Consider the following 16,907-nt stretch of genomic DNA (forward strand, 5'->3'; position numbering starts at 1 on the left):
TGCGCGCTCATTCACGTGCCGCACGGCGTTCGGTGCCCTAAACTATACCTGCGGCGCGACGCAGTGCGGCAAAGTCTGGCTGAGTCAGATGGACCCGCTCACCATTCTGCCAGAAGGTTATGGAGCTCCAGTCCCTGTCGCCGCGTCGCACAGCTTCTCCCAGGATGTTCATCTCACGTTGTGTCGTGATCCAATTCCCGCCGACTCGCCCAGCCTTATAGAAGTCCTCAAATAGCTCCTGCGGCGCCCCCTTCTTGCCGTTCTCCATCATGAATCCGTCCAGTCGTACGTGAATATTTCGGCTCGGCTGCTCGTGCGCGATATGCCGCACCACGGCCAGCACATCGTTTCTGTCAGGAATATGCATGAGATTCCTGAATCCATGCTCATCCGCGAATCGCGCCAGCTCCCCCTTGTTGCTCAGCCCCAGGGCGAGGCAAGGGGCTAGGCCCATGGGGTCCGCCCATGCCATGGGGTTGCGCACGTACGTAACGGCATTGGGGGCTGGGATAAGGCCGAGCGGGTCGGGTGTGAGATAGCGGGCGGTGGCAGGGTCGTAGTATCGGTGAACGTTGTAGTGATGGCCAGTTTCCCGGTCGAAGTATTGCCCCGGGAAACGCAAGGGGGTGTATGCGGAGCTCAGTCGAGACCATGTAGTAGTGCCCCACAGGCTGGTGCGCGTGTGCCACGCTATGTTGCCGTCGGTGCCGATGAGCTCAGTCGGGGTGCCGACGAGGTCTGTGGCTATCGCGAAGAACCGGGCGTCGATCTCTTCCTGCGTGATCGCATCCAGACGGCGTTCTGTCTGCCCGACCGGGTGCAGGCCATCGTGGTCCCAAGTGAGGGCGACCGAGCCCTGCCATTGTTCCGGAGCGGTGGTGATTTCCTCGATGAGGACCGAGCCGGCCCAGGTGAACGTGGTCTGCTCGACGGTCGAATCGCCATTCTCAGCGAGACGTAGCTTCGCCGTTCGCCGCCCGAGCGGGTCGTAGGTATAGCGCCAGCGAGTTCCGTCAGGTGTGGTGACCTCCGTAAGTTGGTTGTCGGAGTTCCAGACGTAGTGCCAGGCGTCGGGCTTGCGGGAGAGGCGAGTCTTCTGCCGCAGCGTAAGGCGGCCGGCGGCATCGTATTCGTAGCGGATACTCCCCGCAGTGATGAGACGGGTGCCGTTGTAGTTCCGCTCGCCGCAGGCGTTGTCGTCTGGGCGGGTATCCGGCCAGGCAGCCGAGATTTGGTTGCCGACAGCGTCGTAGGCGTAGGTCTCGGACCACTTGCGTGCGCTCACACCCGTGACCCGGCCGAGCGGGTCGAGGTCGTAGCGGCTGGGGCCGCTGCGGCTGTCCTCCACGAGCGCGAGGTAGCCATCGGCTCGGTAGCTGTAGTCGCGGGTGTGTGAGGCGCCCGTCCCACCGACCAGGCGTCGCTGGGTCAGGCGGCCGGTGGGGTCCCAGGACTGCGCAATGGTCAGGGTGCCATCGTCCAGGGTGCGCAGGAGTTCCTGCCCGGCGAGGTCGTGGCTGGAGCTGAGGGCATGACCGGTGGGAGTGACCAGTTCGGTGCGGTTACCTGCCGCGTCGTACGCGTAGCTGGTCGTGGCACCCGTCGGCGTCGTGCGGCGCACGGGGCGCCCCACGGCGTCATAGGTGTGCCGGACGGTACGCCCGTCGGTCGACTCCGCGATGAGGCGGCCTGCGGAGTCGTACGTAAGAGCCAGCTCGTGGTCCGTGTTGGCGGCTGCCAGCATTCGCCCGGCCGGATCGTAGCTGTACCGAGTGAGGAGTCCGGCGGCGTCCTTCTCCGTGAGCCGACCGAGCGCGTCATAGGTGTAGCCGACGACGTCGCCGAGGGGAGTGGTGCGTGCGGTGGTGCGGCCTGCGGCGTCGTGCGTGTAGGTGATGGTGCGGTCGTCGAAGTCGGTCTCGGCCGTCAGGCGACCAGCCGGGTCGTAGGTGTAATCCCAGTTCAGGCCCTGAGGGTTGGTGACCTGGGTCAGGCGTAGCTCGAGGTCGTGGGTGAAGGTGTAGCGGCTGCCGTCGGGATCGACGCGGGCAGCCAGAAGGTCGAAGGCGGTGTATTCGAATGTGGTTGTCTGGCCGAGCGCGTCGGTGCGGGTCAGGCAGTTGCCTTCGCCGTCGTACGTCCACAGCTGCACCGCGCCGTCCGGATCCTGCTGGCGGGCGAGCTTGCCCTCGGGTGTCCACTCCAGGCGGGTTATCGAACCGAGCGGGTCCGTGATGGAGGTCGGGCGGCCGAAGGCATCACGGGTGTATCTGGTCACCGCGCCCAGAGGGTCGATGACCTTCCGCGGCAGGCCCGCCCTGTCGCACTCGATACGAGTGGTATTGCCAAGTGCGTCAATGACGGTGCTGAGGTGGCCTTCGGGCGTGTGGGTGCAGCGGATTGCGGCGCCGGTGGGGTCGGTCACCGCCGTCAGGTTGCCGCGGGTGTCGTACTCGCGGCGCCATGTGGCGCCGTCGGCGTTGACAGCCTCGACGGGCAAGCCGAGATCATTGCGGGTGACCGTGATCGTGTGGCCGTCGGGGCGGATGACGCCGGTCGGATGACCGCGGTCGTCGTAGGTGTATCTGGTGGTGTGGCCGAGTGGGTCGGTGATCGCGATCCGCCGATGATCCTCGTCCCATTCCTGATGTGTGGTGTTGCCCAGGGGGTCGGTCTCGCGGATCAGGCGGTAGGCGTCGTTGTGCTCGTAGCAAATCGTGTGGCCGAGCCCGTTGGTGACGCGCGTCGTGTGCGCTGCGTCGTCGTAGGACAAAGTGCCGGAGAGGAATCCGTCGCTGCCCTCAGTGCGGACAACGCGGCCCCGCTCGTCGTAGGTGTACGTGTAGGTGGTGTCGTTGCGGTCGGTCCACGAGGTGATGCGGCCCTCGGCGTCGTAGGTGAACCGAAGCGGCAGGCCGGAGGAGTTGGTGACCTCGATCAGGTCCCCCTGGGCGTCGTAGCCGTACGAGACGAGGGTCGTGCCGCGGCCGTCGGGTTGTTCCGGATCGAGCAGGCGTAGGGCGCTGATGCGGGGCAGGTCGCTGTGATGGTCGAGAGCGATGCGGTAGCCGCCGCTGTGAGCGACCTCCACCGGGGTGCCGTCGGCGGTGTAGTGCACGGTGATGCGTTGGCCGTTGCGGTCCACGATGGCCTGCAGGGGCAGATCGACCGCCTGTCCGTCATCAGCGGGGCACGGGGAGTGGAAGACGTAGGCGAGGCCGGTGTCGAGATCGGTGAGGCGCAGGGCGCCCTCGACCTCGGTGTCCCAGGTCAGGGGTGCTCGAGGGCCGAGCTCGGGGTGGACGGGAGCCTCTCCGTCGGGCGCGGGGAGCGGGTAGCTCAGCCGGGCACCGTCGGGCGCGGCGTAGGTGATCCCGCCCTCGTCGACCTGGAGGCGCTGGTCGAGGGTGGAGGCCCAGCTGGGGCCGAACCAGCCGCCCCAGCGGTACGACGAGAGGTGGGTGCGTTCCAGCACCAGGGGCAGGGTGCCCGGCAGCTGGACGTCGGTCTGGGGCAGCAGCATGTCGCCGGTGGCGACGTCGATCGGGTCCAGGGCGCACTTCTTGAGGACTGCCTTGATGGAGGCGGGCAGCTTCTCCCATTCCGATGGGCGCAGCTTGAGTCGGGACAGACCAGAGCCGTCGAGTCCCAAAGTCTTGCCGAGTTTCGCGAGCTCGCTGGGCTTGAGTTTGCCCAGGCCCTTGCCGAGGAGCTTGCCCAGACCGCCCGCACCGACTCCGAAAGCGGCTCCCAGGGCCAGGGTCTCCGCGAGCTTGTCCGGATCCTTGAACGTCCCCGGTTCCTGCAACAACGCGTCGAAGGCGGAGAACTTCATGCCCTCACCTGCGAGTTTGCCGGCCTTGGCGATCGTCTTGATCTCCCCGAGGGCCTTCAGCGCCCGCTCCAGGCCGCGGATGGCCTCCATGACGGTGCGGATGACCCGGGCCATACGGCTGCCGGATTCCTCGATCCGGGCGATCAGCGCCACGACCTTCGCAGCCCGTGCCCCGGCCGCAAGGCTGCCGGCTATTGCGGAGAGGCCACCGGTCAGTACCGACAGGGCCAGGCCGGCGATCTCGAACTCGGCGATCTCCGCGAGGATGACACCGATCTCGGTCAGCAGGTCGTGGGCCTCGTCGGCGAAGTCGTCCAGTGCCTTGGCGCCCTGGCGCAGGGAGTCGGCCATGTCGGTGGCCTGCGTGCGACTGGCTTTGGCCCGCTTGTGCAGAGCTTTGGCGGCCTTGCCCTCCCACTCCAGGTCCTTGAGTGCCGACTCGGCGGCGTGGGCGGCGGCATCGAGGCCCTTGGCCAGGGCTCGCCATTTTTTGGCTACCTCCCGGATGCCGTCCGGGTCGACGGCGGGGTCGGTGATGCCCAGGAACTCCAGATTGCTGGCGAGGGTGCTGCCGAAGGCGTGGTTGGCCTTGTTGATCCAGTGCAGGGGGTTGAGGTCCCCGGCGTCAATTTCGAACTCGGCGTCGCCGGGGATGATGTCGAAGCCCATGTACGGCTCAGCCCTTCTTGGCGCGGGCCGCGGCGGACAGCAGGACGTCCAGCAGGTCGAAGGCGTCGGAGACGTCGTCCATGAACTTTGCCTCGGCCTCCCACTCCTTGTGCAGGTCCTTGGTGAGCTTGGCGATGGTGTCCATGCCGTCCTGGATGTCGTCCTTGGCGCTCATCAGGGTGCCCAGCACGCCGAAGACGGACAGGTCGTGCGAGGCGGCCTTGAAGTCGTGCAGCGGCTTGGTGGTGTGGTGGTCGACCTTGCCCAGCGCGGAGGCCGCCTTGTGCAGGGCTTCCGCGTCCTTCTTCAAGTCCGCCATGCGTTGTGCCCGCCCCCGTGGGTTGAGATGGTCCCGAGTGTGTCGCGTTGTGCGTTGTGTGCTCGTCGGCCGCCACCGTGGTCAGCGGTTGACGGACTGGACTTCCTGGACGTTCATGTCCTGGGTCGTCTCGAAGGTGCCGTTGGGCAGGTCGCCCTTCGCGCCGCCGGTGCCCTCCCAGGAGATTTCCCAGGTGATCGATGCCTTGAGTTGATACGGCTTCCCGTCGGCGGCCCGCAGATACGTGATGCCGCATGGCGGGACTTCACCAGAGGCGCCCTTGGTGTACGGGGCGCCGATCGAGCCGTTGTCGTTGATCTCGCAGTCACCGGAGGCGGGGTGGGTTTCCGCATCGTCGGTACCGGGCTCCAGATGCAGGGCGACCGGCTTTGCTGTGGTCGCCGCCCACAGACCGGTGCCCGGCAGGTCGGCGCGGACTGTGACGTCCTTGAAGGTTCCCTTGTCTAGCCACGCCCAAGTGGGCAGATTCACCGTCGACTTGGCCTGCGGCTTCAGCTCGACCTCGGTGTCCGGGACCTTGATCTTGTCGTAGGCGAACGCGGCGAGCGTCTCTGGGGTTGGGGCGTGCTTGTCCTTGGGGATGGTGCCGGCATCCTGCCAGAACATGATGCGGCCGCACTCCCACGCTGCGGAATCCTGGTAGCGCCCTTCTCGGACCACGCTGCGCCAGAACATGCCCTTCTTGCCGAGGTTGTAGTCCTTGTAGCCGTCGGCGCTGGTGTCCTCGGGCAGAGTCAGGTCGAAGTTGCTGTCCGGCTTCCCCTTCTCGTAGTGGTCCACCCAGAGGCCGTTGCTCCACCAGACGTGCGCGTTGACCAGACCGCCCTCACCGGCGGCAACCGCATCCTTGAGCTCCTCCGGTGAGAAAGCAGGCTCGTACCAGCACGCCGGTGGCTCCCAGTTGGGGTCCACCGAGGTGAGCTCGCCCACGGAAGCCTTCGCTGTTCGGCCGCCGGGGTACGTGAGCGTTATCTTCGAGTTGGACACCGAGGCCATGAGCGATTTGCCGGAGGCGTCGCCACTGGGGCCTGAGGGTTTGCTCGGCTGCTTGGACTTGTCGTCCTCGCCGAACGCGTGGGCCGTGCCGGGCACCGCGACGACGACGAGCGCTGAGGCAAGTAGCAGGCGCGCTGTCCTATAGGGGCGCGCCATGCTCAGCAGCCTCCCCGGTCGGTCTCCGAGTAGCGCGTCTTCCACACACCCTGTGGCGTCTTGTCGAGCCGGTTGCGGTACTGGACGCGCGCTTTGGAGTTCTGGGGTGTGTGCTCGACCTTGCCGGTCTTCGTGTTCTTGGTGGAGCCCTTGCTCTCGTCGACGCAGTAGAACAACACGCCGCTGCCGTCATCGGCGATGCTCACCTGCGGCTTTGACACCGTGGCGCGGCCGGTCAGAACCAAGTCCTTGTCAACGAAGCCCTTGATCCATTTGCGGGCCGACTGGCCGGCGGCTTCGTCGGTGTAGAAGGCCAGCGCCTCGGAGTCCGGGTTTCCCTCGATGATTGCGGCGTACTCGGCCAGCAGTTCCTGTTTGCCGTCATTCAAGATCGCCTGCTTCTTGGGGTCCGAGTTCGTCCACCCTTGGAAGTCGGCCTGGAAGCTCTTGGGGAGCGTGATCTTTGGGCGGCCTGCTGCCGTGTCGGAGGGCGTAGCGGAGGTCGACGGGCTGGCACTTGATTCCGTGTCCGCCCCGGCGATCTTCTTGTTGTCCTTGTCGTCGTCCGAGCCGCCGCAGGCGCTCAGCAGCAGGGCCGCGGATGCGGTGAGCGCGGCCGCGACGAGCCGGGTCGAGCGAGTCACTGTTGTCTCCGGTGAGGTGAGGGTTAACCCGAGCGAAGCAACGCTATCCGTGACCACCCGGTGACCATGAGAGCGGGTCGGGCTTTGGCTGAGACGTAGCTGTGCTGAACCGCACTGGTTCAGGTGGAGAGTGCGGTGATTCCGCTACGCACGCCCCTTCTCCAGATTCCCCAGCACCTGTCCAGCCACCTTGCGCACCTGGCTGGCTGTTGAGGTCCTTCCCGGTCACCACGTGGGCGGGCGAGTACCTCTCGACGTAGAGGAACTGACCTGCTCCGATGTCCACCGTGAGCGATGACCGCCAGGTGTCGCCGTACATGACCTGCCGCGCAGCGTTACGGCCCTTGAGGACCACGGGGAGCAGGTCGGTGCCGTGAACGAGGGCGATCCTGGGGTGGGCCGGCAGGGCCCAGATCAGGGCGGGAGTGGCGCCGAACGTGAGGTGTTGCAGGTGCAGTACGCCGATCTCTGCTGGATCGATCACGGTAACCAAGGCTTGGCGCAGAGCTGCGACGTAGCGACCGAAGACGGCGCCCTCCAGGTACTTTGGGGCCACCGTCAGCAGGTGGAGCCGGGTGGTAGTTGGGGTCTGGGCATGGCGGGGGCCAGCATGAAGGCTCGTGCGGGATGAGGGGTTTGTCGCCGGTGCAGAGGCCGGGGAAAAGTTCGACGCCGCCGCCGGGGCTTCCGGCCGGGAGGTCGAGGAAGGTGGCGGGCGCGCTAGTTGAAGCGAGGTAAAGCCAGACTTCTGCGTCGTCAGGCGCCTGCTTGTTCCTGAGGCGGGGCCGACTGTCAGTGGTGGACGCCAGACTGTCTGTCGTGGAGAGACTCATCTCGTGGATGTTGTTGGCGGCACTGGTATCTGCGCCGGTGATCTATTCATATCCCCCGCTCCGCAGGCGGGCGATCCACGCATGGACGAGTGCCGTACGCACAGTGAGACGTGGGCGGCTCGCTCTCGCGGCTCGTCATGCGCAACCGCTATTCGACGAGGCCCGGGAGGTGCTCCCGGCCGCAGTTGCGGACAGAGTTCCAGCTGGGCAGGGTCTGACCCCTGATTGGATCTTGCGATGGTGGCATGCGGCGCAGGTGGCGATACCTAGCGTTGCGGCGATGTTTGCTGGATGCGGCTACTTGGTCTGGAATACCGCATCATTCTTCGCTGCGTACAGTGCTGATCGGCATGATGCCCCAGAACCGCCGCCCGGACCCTGGCACATGGTGCCTGCAGTGAGGGACTGGATCGTCTCCCGATGAGGTCCGTTCCTGGCAGGGGCCGATCGACGTATTTGAGTCGCTGCGGGGCATCGTAATCGTTCTTGTGGCCGTACGCATGCTCCCCTTACTCGCGCGAATCCTTCACGTGACTGCGCAGTGGCCGGAACGCCGAGCGGCGACAGAACGGCAGCGGAAACAGCAGCAGCGTTGGTCTGACGGCTATTGGCGCTGTTGGCCGGTTGTCGTGCTGGTACTGACTGATGTCGAGTGCGGGCGGGCGCGCAAGAAGTGGCAAGAGGCCAGGCCCGGGGAGGATGGCCCACGTGTCTCGCTGGGAACCGTCGAGCGAGTGTTGTGGAGGGCGCCGCGCACTCGGAGGGGACAGGCTCGGGATCATCAGGAACGTAAGACCAAGGCGCATATCGCACGCGTGGTGGGGGCCTTACGAGCAGTCGAGGCAAGGCAGGACATGCACCCCAAGGAAGCGTTGGAAGGCCTTACGGTCATGCTGTTGACGATCGCCGAACGGTATGCCGAAGGCCGGGTCGGTGAACTCCTTGACGGAGAGCAGATCGGTGACGCGACACCAGTCGTGCATCGGGAGCACCTGCGTCAGGCAGGAGTAGGCGTCACCGTGGTCCTCGTCATGGTGGGAGCCTCGCTCGTCGGGGTGGCGGAGGGCGCGCTCACTGCGCTCCTGCCAGTCGTTGTCCTTGCATTGGTCGTCCTCGTCTATCGAGACAGGGGACCCACACCTTCGCAGCTGACCGACTTGATCATTCCTCGGTAGGACTGGATCGCCGAGTCGCTAGTGGAGCCAGGAGGCTACGGAAGCGCGGATGTATGAGCAAGGTCGTCGTGCGCTTCCGAGGGCGAGGCTGCTCTTCTCAGCGCCGGAGGGCAGTTACGAATGCTGGGGGCGCTTCTGGGGCGACCGGCCCTGTTCTGGGAGCCGCATCTCGAAGTCGGCTCCCAAAATGGCCCCCCAACGCAAATCAGGCCCGGCACTGATCTCTCAGCACCGGGCCTGACCTGCTATTTCTCTGTCGGGGTGGCGGGATTTGAACCCACGACCTCTTCGTCCCGAACGAAGCGCGCTGCCAAGCTGCGCCACACCCCGATGTCGATGCTCCGCTGCCTGTCAGCTCTGCTGTGCAGGTCGCGGCGACATCGATTACTTTAGCGGACCGGCGCCCGGAGACGAAATCCGGTTTCCCGGAGGGGGTGGGTCAGGGGCGGGCGGGGCGCTCCGTGAGGGTCAGGAGCGTGGCCTCGGGCGGGCAGGCGAAGCGCAGCGGGGTGTAGCGGCTGGTGCCGCAGCCGGCGGAGACGTGGAGGTAGGAGGTGTGGCCTCCGGCCTCGTGCGTGGAGAGGCCCTTCACGCGGTCCGTGTCGAGGTCGCAGTTGGTGACGAGGGCCCCGTAGAAGGGGATGCACAGCTGGCCGCCGTGGGTGTGGCCCGCGAGGACCAGCGGGTAGCCGTCGGCGGTGAAGGCGTCCAGGGAGCGGAGGTACGGGGCGTGCACGACGCCCATCGAGAAGTCCGCGCCCGTGTCGGGGCCGCCCGCGACCCGCTCGTACCGGTCCCGCTTGATGTGCGGGTCGTCCAGGCCCGTGAGCGCGATCTCGTAGCCGTCGACCTTGAGGGTGCCCCGGGTGTTGGTGAGGTTGAGCCAGCCGGCCTCGTCGAACCCGTCCCGCAGGCCCTCCCAGGGGTTGTGGACGGCGCCCACCACCGGCGCGTTGCCGTTCAGGCCGTGGCGGCCCTGGACCTTTTCGAGCAGGTAACGCGCGGGGTTGCGGAGCGTGGGCCCGTAGTAGTCGTTCGAGCCGAAGACGTACGCCCCGGGGTAGGCCATCAGCGGGCCCAGCGCGTCCAGGACCTCGGGGACGCCCTCAGGGTCCGACAGGTTGTCGCCCGTGTTGATCACGAAGTCGGGGCGCAGGCCCGCGAGCGAGCGCAGCCAGCGCTGCTTCTTGCGCTGGCCGGACACCATGTGGATGTCGGAGACCTGGAGTATGCGCAGGGGTCGCATCCCCTGCGGCAGTACGGGGACCGTCACCCGCCTGAGCCGGAAGAAGCGGGCTTCGATGCCCACCGAGTAGGCGATTCCGGCCGCGGCCGTCGCCGTGATTCCCAGAGGTACTGCGTATCGCGCGCGCATGCCTCCATCGTGTCAGACCCGGCACGCCTGTTGGACGCCCCGTCGCCCCCCGGTGGCCGCCCCCGGAAATGGAGGGGCCGCGCACCCGGTCCACCTGCCACAATTGCCCCATGACCACGCTCAAGTCGAAGCTCCAGGACGACCTCAACGCCGCGATCAAGGGGCGTGACGAGCTGCGCTCCTCGACGCTCCGGATGACGCTCGCCGCCGTGACGAAGGAGGAGGTCGCGGGCAAGGAGAAGCGCGTCCTCTCCGACGACGAGGTGCAGAAGGTGATCACCCGCGAGGCGAAGAAGCGGCGCGAGGCGGCCGACGCCTTCGCCCAGGGCAATCGCCCGGAGCAGGCCGAGCGCGAGCGCGCGGAGGGCGAGGTGCTCGCCGAATATCTGCCCAAGCAGCTCTCCGACGACGACCTGGAGAGGATCGTCGCCGAGGCCGTCGCCGAGGCGAAGGCCTCGGGCGCGGAGGGCCCGAAGGCCATGGGCCAGGTCATGAAGATCGTGAACCCGAAGGTGGCGGGCCAGGCCGAGGGCGGCCGCGTCGCCGCCACGGTCAAGCGCCTCCTCGCGAGCGGCTGACCCCGCCTTCCCAGGCCGCGCTCTAGCGCCTGCTCGCGGGCGGCTGGCCACCGCCTCTCCAGGCCACGGTCAAGCGCCTGCTTGCGGGCGGCTGATCACCGTCTTTCCAGGCCGCGCTCAAGCGCCTGCTTGCGGGCGGCTGACCACCGCCTTCCCAGGCCACAAGCGCCTCTGCTTGCGGGCAGCTGATCACCGCCTCTCCAGGCCGCGCTCAAGCGCCTGCTCGCGGGCGGCAGACCACCGTCTTTCCAGGCCGCGCTCAAGCGCCTGCTCGCGGGCGGCAGACCACCGCCTCTCCCGGCCACGGTCAAGCGCCTGCTTGCGGGCGGCTGGCCACCGCCTCCCGGCCACGGTCAAGCGCCTGCTTGCGGGCGACTGACCACCGCCTTCCCAGGCCACAAGCGCCTCTGCTTGCGGGCAGCTGATCACCGCCTCTCCAGGCCGCGCTCAAGCGCCTGCTCGCGGGCGGCTGACCACCGCCCTTCCCGGCCGCGCTCAAGCGCCTCCTCGCGAGCCGCTGATCACCGCCCATCCCGACGCAGCGGGGGCGGCCCCTGAGCCAGTGCTCAGGGGCCGCCCCCGTCAACGTGGAGCCCGGTGCGGACCGTTGGCCTCAGCCGGCTTCAGTCGGCCTCAGTCACGGCGCCCGCCATCGCCCGGCTTGCCGTCGTCACCGTCACCGCCGTCGTCGCCACCGTCGTCGCTGTCACCGTCGTCGCCCCCGTCACCGTCGTGGTCGTCGCGGTCCCCGTCGCCGGGCAGGCGTACCGTGTCGAAGCTCGGGTCGTCCTTGCCCTCCAGGGCGCCGCTCATGGCGTCCCGCCAGATCGGGCCGGGGACCTCGCCACCGAAGACCTTGCCGTAGCCGCGGCCGCCGATGGAGATGTCGATCATCTTGCGCTCGTGGGCCGGGTCACCGACCCAGACCGCGCCCGACATGTTCGGGGTGTAGCCCGCGAACCAGGCCGCGTACCGGTAGTCGGTCGTACCCGTCTTGCCCGCGCTGTCGCGGGAGCCGAGGCCCGCCTGCCTGCCGGTGCCGTCCTCGACGACGCCCTTCAGGAGCGTGTTGATCGTGTCCGCGGTCCGCTCCGACATGGCCCGCGAGCACGTCGACTTCGGCACCGGCAGGGACTTCCCCGCGATCGTGCTGATCGATTCGATGGCGATCGGCGTGCAGTACGTACCGCGCGCCGCGAACGTCGCGTACGCGCTCGCCATCGTCAGCGGCGACACCTCCTGGGTGCCGAGCGCGATCGACGGGGCCTGGTCCATCGGCTTGCCGTTGGCCCGCTGGACGCCCATCTTCCCGGCCATCTCGGTGACCGGGCAGATGCCGATGTCGCCGATCATCTGCACGAAGTAGGTGTTGACCGACTTCGCGGTGGCCTCCCGCAGGCGGTAGGGGCCGACCTCGGCCTCGTTCTCGTTGGTGAGCTTCGCGGGCCGGACGGGGTCGTTCCGCCACGTCTTGCCGTCGCACGCGGCGACGCTCGACGGGTACGGCATCTCGTACGGGGCCGAGTAGCGCTTGCCCGCTGAGATGCCCCGCTCCAGGGCGGCCGCGGCCACGATCGGCTTGAACGTCGAACCGGGCTGGTAGCCCGCGCCGCCGCCCATCGACTGGTCGACGGACAGATTGATCTCGGTCTCGTTCTTGCCGTAGCCGAAGGGCCGCGACTGGCCCATGCCGAGGATCTTGCCGGTGCCCGGCTCGACGATGGTCGCGGCGGTCGCCACCTCGTCGGTCTGGTAGACGTGATCCTTTATCGAGGCCTGCACGGAGCGCTGGGCCTGCGGGTCGAGGGTCGTCCTGATCCGCAGACCGCCGCGGTTCCAGAGCTTGGCGCGGGCTTCCTTGGTCCTGCCGAAGGCCGGGTCGTTCTTGAAGACCTTCTCGACGTATTTGCAGAAGAACCCGGCGCCCTTCACGGCGGTGATGCAGCCGTTCTTGGGGCGGCTCACGTCCAGGCGGATCGGGGTCTTCTTGGCGCGGTCGGCCTCGCCCTGCGAGATGTCGTGCGTGTCGGCCATGCGCTGGAGCACGACGTTGCGCCGCTGCTTGGCCTCCGTAGCGTCGTTCACCGGGTCGTAGCGGCTCGGGGACTGCACGATGCCCGCGAGCAGCGCGGCCTCCTGCAACTTCAGGTTCTTGGCCGGCTTGGAGAAGTAGCGCTGGGACGCGGCCTCGACGCCGTACGCCGCCTGACCGAAGTACGTGATGTTCAGATAGTTCTTGAGGATGCGCTTCTTGCCCAGCTCCTCCTCGACCTGGATCGCGTACTTCAGCTCGCGGATCTTGCGGCCGAGCGTCTGCTGGGTGGCCTCGGCGACCTTCGCGGGGTCGTCGCCGGCCTCCTCCACGAAGACGTTCTTCACGTACTGCTGGGTGAGCGTCGAGGCGCCCTGGGCGACGCCGCCGCTCTGCGCGTTCTGGTTCAGCGCGCGCAGGATGCCCTTGAGGTCCACCGCGCCGTGCTCGTAGAACCGCGCGTCCTCGATGGCGACGATCGCCTTCTGCATGTACGGGGAGATGCGCTTCAGCGGGACCACCGTGCGGTCGCGCGAGTAGACGGTGGCGATGGGGCCGCCCGCGGAGTCCAGGATCGTGGTGCGCTGGCTCAGCGGCGGCCGCTTCAGATTCGCCGGGATCTCGTCGAAGCCCTCGACCGACCCCTTGGCCGCGAGCCCGATCACCCCCACGGCGGGCAGCGCGATCCCGGCGAGCACCGCGCCGGCGAGCACGCTGACGCCCAGGAACTTGGCGGCCTGCTGCGCAGGGGACAGACCACCGCCCGATCGCTTGTTTCCCATGGAGGGCAGCCTACGTTCTGATTCGCCGGACACGCGTATATGCCTTGGCCTAAGCTGCTCTCAACTGTCACAGCAGTGCGGTACCGCACCAAGTCCTACGTCGGCCTTTTCCGTGCGTCCGGCATGTCCCGCCCGCGATTCGGTCACGGCCCGTACACGGCCGCTGGGCCCGCGCCCTGTCCGGATCCGCCTCATGCGTCGCCCCGTGTCCGCTGTGGCCCAACTGAACTGCCCGTGTTTGCCGGGTTGGTCACGCATGTCGCCAGCTCACTCCGTCGGGTGATCTGCCGCTTACGCATAGTCCGTTCGGGCCATTCAAGATTGGGCCCGAAGGGGGTGTTGCGCTGTGCCCACCTTCCGTAACGTCCTCAACTGGCGGCGGTGAATATGCCGCTGCCGCCGTGGGGGAGCCTCGATTCGGGAGAGGACGGCGCCGGTATGGGCTGGGTAACCGACTGGAGTGCGCAGGCCGCCTGCCGCACTACCGATCCGGATGAACTGTTCGTACAAGGAGCAGCGCAGAACAGGGCCAAGGCGGTGTGCACCGGCTGCCCGGTGCGGACCGAGTGCCTGGCCGACGCGCTGGACAACCGCGTCGAGTTCGGCGTGTGGGGCGGCATGACGGAGCGGGAGCGCCGCGCCCTGCTGCGCAGGCGCCCCACGGTCACCTCGTGGCGCAGGCTCCTTGAGACAGCGCGCTCGGAGTACGAGCGCGGCGCGGGCCTGCTGCCCGTGGACTTGGACAACGAGGAGACGTACGAGAGCTACGCGGCCGTGGGCTGACCCCACGTCACGCACCACCTGCTACCGGCTCCCAGGGGTGCCGCCCCCGCTCTCGGGCGGCCCCGGAGCCGTGCCGGGCCACCGGTGCCTTCGGGGTGCCGTGCCCGGGGTCTACGCGGCCCCGGCGGGGCCGTCCGTGCCGCGTGCCGCCGCGAGCTGGTCGCCGATGGCGCGCAGGCCCGCGAGGTCGTGCACGTCACCCGGCAGCGCGGCCACCTCGGCCACCGCCACCTCCGGGTGGAGCGCCGTGAAGCGGTCACGCGTGTGCCGCTCCCTGGCGATCACGCGCATCCGCTCCGCGTGCAGCCGCAGCAGACCGGCGGTCAGCCGCTCGACGGACGCGTCGGTCGCATCGGGCCGACCGGAGGAGCTGGCGGACGCGTCGACGGCCGACGGGGCGCCTTCGGGCGTGTCACTGTCGGAGTCGGACGCCCCGGCGCTGGGTGTCCCGGAGTCTGCCGTGGCTGCTGTCGTGGCTGCTGTCGTGGCTGCTGTCGTGGCCGGACCGGCTGCGGACGCGGTCTCGGGCCCTTCGGGCGGGGTGGCGCTGGATGCTGAACTGCCGGAATCCTCAGGGGAGGTGGGAGCCGCTGAGACGGGAGCCTCGGAGGAGGGAGCCTCGGAGGAGCTACGCCCTCCAACCTTCCCGTCCTCCTGATCCACAATGCCGCGCTCCTCAAGATTTTCCGCCGCCGCCAGCGCCCGCTCCGCCGACAGGCCGACCGCTCCACTGCCGTGCACCCGGTTCAGTACGAGACCCGCCAGCGGCATGTCGTCCGCCGCGAGGCGCTCCACGAAGTACGCCGCCTCCCGCAGCGCGTCCCGCTCCGGCGACGCCACCACGAGGAACGCCGTGCCCGGCGCCTGGAGCAGCCGGTAGGTGGCGTCCGCGCGCTTGCGGAAGCCCCCGAACATCGTGTCCATGGCCGCCACGAAGGTCTGCACGTCCCGCAGCAGCTGGCCGCCGAGCAGCTTGCCCAGGGCGCCCGTCATCATCGACATGCCGACGTTCAGGAACTTCATGCCGGCCCGGCCGCCCACCTTCGCCGGGGCCATCAGGAGCCGGATCAGCTTGCCGTCGAGGAACGACCCGAGCCGCTTCGGCGCGTCCAGGAAGTCCAGGGCCGAGCGCGAGGGCGGCGTGTCCACGATGATCAGGTCCCAGTCGTCCCGGGCCCGCAGCTGGCCCAGCTTCTCCATCGCCATGTACTCCTGCGTGCCCGCGAAGCCCGCGGAGAGCGACTGGTAGAAGGGGTTGGACAGGATCGCCCTCGCGCGCTCCTTGTCCGCGTGCGCCTCGACGATCTCGTCGAAGGTGCGCTTCATGTCGAGCATCATGGCGCACAGCTCGCCCTCGCCCTTCACGTCCTCCACGCGCCGGGGCACGTTGTCCAGCGAGTCGATCCCCATGGACTGCGCGAGGCGGCGCGCGGGGTCGATCGTCAACACGACGACGGAGCGCCCCCGTTCGGCGGCGCGCAGTCCGAGCGCTGCCGCCGTCGTGGTCTTGCCGACGCCCCCCGAGCCGCAGCACACCACGATGCGCGTCTTGCGGTCGTCGAGCAGCGCGTCTACGTCGAGCGGGTCACGTGCCGGATCGAGGCTCATGAGTTCCTTGGCTTCCGGGTGAGTGCTTCCGGGTGGGTGCTTCCGGGTGCGGGCGGCGGCAGGTCACACGGCCCCCTGGTGGCGCAGCTCCTTGGCCAGCTCGTACAGACCCGCGAGGTCCATTCCGCCGGCCAGCAGCGGGAGTTCGTGCGTGTCCAGGCCGAGCTGGGCGAGGACCTCCCGCTGGGAGCCCTCCAGGGCGTGCCGCGCGGCGTACTCGGCGGCCTGGTCCAGGAGCGGGCCCACGAGCCGCCCGGCCGCCCCGCGGGCGCCCCCGAGGCCCGCGGCCGCGAGGGACTCGGCGATGGCGGCGCGGGGGGTGTGCTCCAGGCCGAGGTCGAGCGCGGCCTCGTCGAGCGGCGCGGGGCGCACCATGTTCACGATCACGCGGCCCACCGGCAGGCCCGCGGCGCGCAGCTCGGCGATGCCGTCGGCGGTCTCCTGGACGGGCATCTCCTCCAGGAGCGTCACCAAGTGCACTTCCGTCTCGGGGGACTTGAGGACGCGCATCACGGCCTGGGCCTGGTTGTGTATCGGGCCGATCTTCGCGAGCCCGGCGACCTCGTCGTTCACGTTCAAAAAGCGCGTGATGCGGCCTGTGGGCGGCGCGTCCATGATCACGCAGTCGTACGCGTACCGGCCGTTCTTGTCCTTGCGGCGGACTGCTTCGCAGGCCTTGCCGGTGAGGAGGACGTCCCGCAGGCCCGGCGCGATGGTCGTCGCGAAGTCCACCGCGCCGAGCTTCTTCAGGGCGCGGCCCGCGCCGCCGAGTTTGTAGAACATCTGGAGGTAGTCGAGGAGCGCCAGCTCCGCGTCGATGGCGAGGGCGTACACCTCCCCGCCGCCGGGAGCCACGGCGATCTTCCGCTCCTCGTACGGAAGCGCTTCCGTCTCGAAGAGCTGCGCGATGCCCTGTCTGCCCTCGACCTCCACGAGGAGGGTGCGTCTGCCCTCGGTCGCGAGGGCGAGCGCGAGGGCCGCGGCGACCGTGGTCTTGCCGGTACCGCCCTTGCCGCTGACGACCTGGAGCCTGCTCACGTCTTCGAGCCTAACCAGTCCCCGCGCGGGCTACGCATGAGGCTGTCCATAGCGGCCCGCTCC

11 protein-coding genes, 1 tRNA gene and 1 pseudogene are annotated in these 16,907 nt (G+C 68.3%); 3 read left to right on the forward strand and 10 right to left on the reverse strand.

Annotation, left to right across the window (positions count from 1 at the left end; genetic code table 11):
- Positions 1-37: 37 nt before the first annotated feature.
- From AC07GB_RS16285 to AC07GB_RS16305, 5 genes and pseudogenes are all read right to left on the reverse strand, one after another.
- A complete protein-coding gene (locus tag AC07GB_RS16285; RefSeq protein ID WP_478845806.1) occupies positions 38-4,504 on the reverse strand; it encodes a DUF6531 domain-containing protein in 4,467 nt (1,488 codons plus the stop codon).
- 7 nt (positions 4,505-4,511) lie between these two features.
- Entirely contained in the window at positions 4,512-4,823 is a 312-nt protein-coding gene (locus tag AC07GB_RS16290) for a hypothetical protein (protein WP_478845808.1), read from the reverse strand.
- 81 nt (positions 4,824-4,904) lie between these two features.
- Positions 4,905-5,996 carry a hypothetical protein gene (locus AC07GB_RS16295; RefSeq protein ID WP_478845810.1) on the reverse strand — a complete coding sequence of 364 codons (1,092 nt, stop codon included), beginning with the start codon at positions 5,994-5,996 and terminating at the stop codon, positions 4,905-4,907.
- Between the two features lie 2 nt (positions 5,997-5,998).
- On the reverse strand, positions 5,999-6,640 hold the full coding sequence (locus tag AC07GB_RS16300) for a hypothetical protein (RefSeq protein WP_478845812.1): 642 nt from the start codon (positions 6,638-6,640) through the stop codon (positions 5,999-6,001).
- 358 nt (positions 6,641-6,998) lie between these two features.
- Positions 6,999-7,353, reverse strand: a pseudogene (locus tag AC07GB_RS16305) (glycosyltransferase); the annotation flags it as partial.
- Between the two features lie 974 nt (positions 7,354-8,327).
- Between AC07GB_RS16305 and AC07GB_RS16310 the strand changes: the two are divergent.
- On the forward strand, positions 8,328-8,648 hold the full coding sequence (locus AC07GB_RS16310; protein WP_478845814.1) for a hypothetical protein: 321 nt from the start codon (positions 8,328-8,330) through the stop codon (positions 8,646-8,648).
- 256 nt (positions 8,649-8,904) lie between these two features.
- Here the strand turns inward: AC07GB_RS16310 and AC07GB_RS16315 are convergent.
- Both AC07GB_RS16315 and AC07GB_RS16320 read right to left on the reverse strand, forming a co-directional pair.
- Positions 8,905-8,978 (reverse strand) — tRNA-Pro (locus tag AC07GB_RS16315).
- 109 nt (positions 8,979-9,087) lie between these two features.
- Positions 9,088-10,023 (reverse strand): metallophosphoesterase, encoded by a 936-nt coding sequence (locus tag AC07GB_RS16320; RefSeq protein ID WP_478845816.1) that lies wholly within the window; start codon positions 10,021-10,023, stop codon positions 9,088-9,090.
- A 110-nt stretch (positions 10,024-10,133) separates the two neighbouring features.
- Here AC07GB_RS16320 and AC07GB_RS16325 point away from each other — a divergent pair, with 110 nt between their 5' ends.
- Positions 10,134-10,601, forward strand: a complete 468-nt coding sequence (locus AC07GB_RS16325; RefSeq protein ID WP_478845818.1) for a GatB/YqeY domain-containing protein — start codon at positions 10,134-10,136, stop codon at positions 10,599-10,601.
- 633 nt (positions 10,602-11,234) lie between these two features.
- Here AC07GB_RS16325 and AC07GB_RS16330 read toward each other — a convergent pair.
- Positions 11,235-13,415 carry a transglycosylase domain-containing protein gene (locus AC07GB_RS16330; RefSeq protein ID WP_478845820.1) on the reverse strand — a complete coding sequence of 727 codons (2,181 nt, stop codon included), beginning with the start codon at positions 13,413-13,415 and terminating at the stop codon, positions 11,235-11,237.
- Positions 13,416-13,853: 438 nt separating this feature from the next.
- Between AC07GB_RS16330 and AC07GB_RS16335 the strand changes: the two genes are divergently transcribed.
- Entirely contained in the window at positions 13,854-14,198 is a 345-nt protein-coding gene (locus AC07GB_RS16335) for a WhiB family transcriptional regulator (RefSeq protein ID WP_190133954.1), read from the forward strand.
- A gap of 111 nt (positions 14,199-14,309) precedes the next feature.
- Here AC07GB_RS16335 and bagB read toward each other — a convergent pair whose 3' ends face one another.
- Positions 14,310-15,806 (reverse strand): ATPase BagB, encoded by a 1,497-nt coding sequence (gene bagB / locus AC07GB_RS16340; protein WP_478845822.1) that lies wholly within the window; start codon positions 15,804-15,806, stop codon positions 14,310-14,312.
- Positions 15,807-15,869: 63 nt separating this feature from the next.
- Complete coding sequence (bagA, locus tag AC07GB_RS16345; protein ID WP_478845824.1) at positions 15,870-16,844, reverse strand: ATPase BagA; 975 nt, start codon at positions 16,842-16,844, stop codon at positions 15,870-15,872.
- Positions 16,845-16,907: the final 63 nt, after the last annotated feature.

The sequence above is a fragment of the Streptomyces sp. NPDC045778 genome (genome assembly GCF_056431945.1).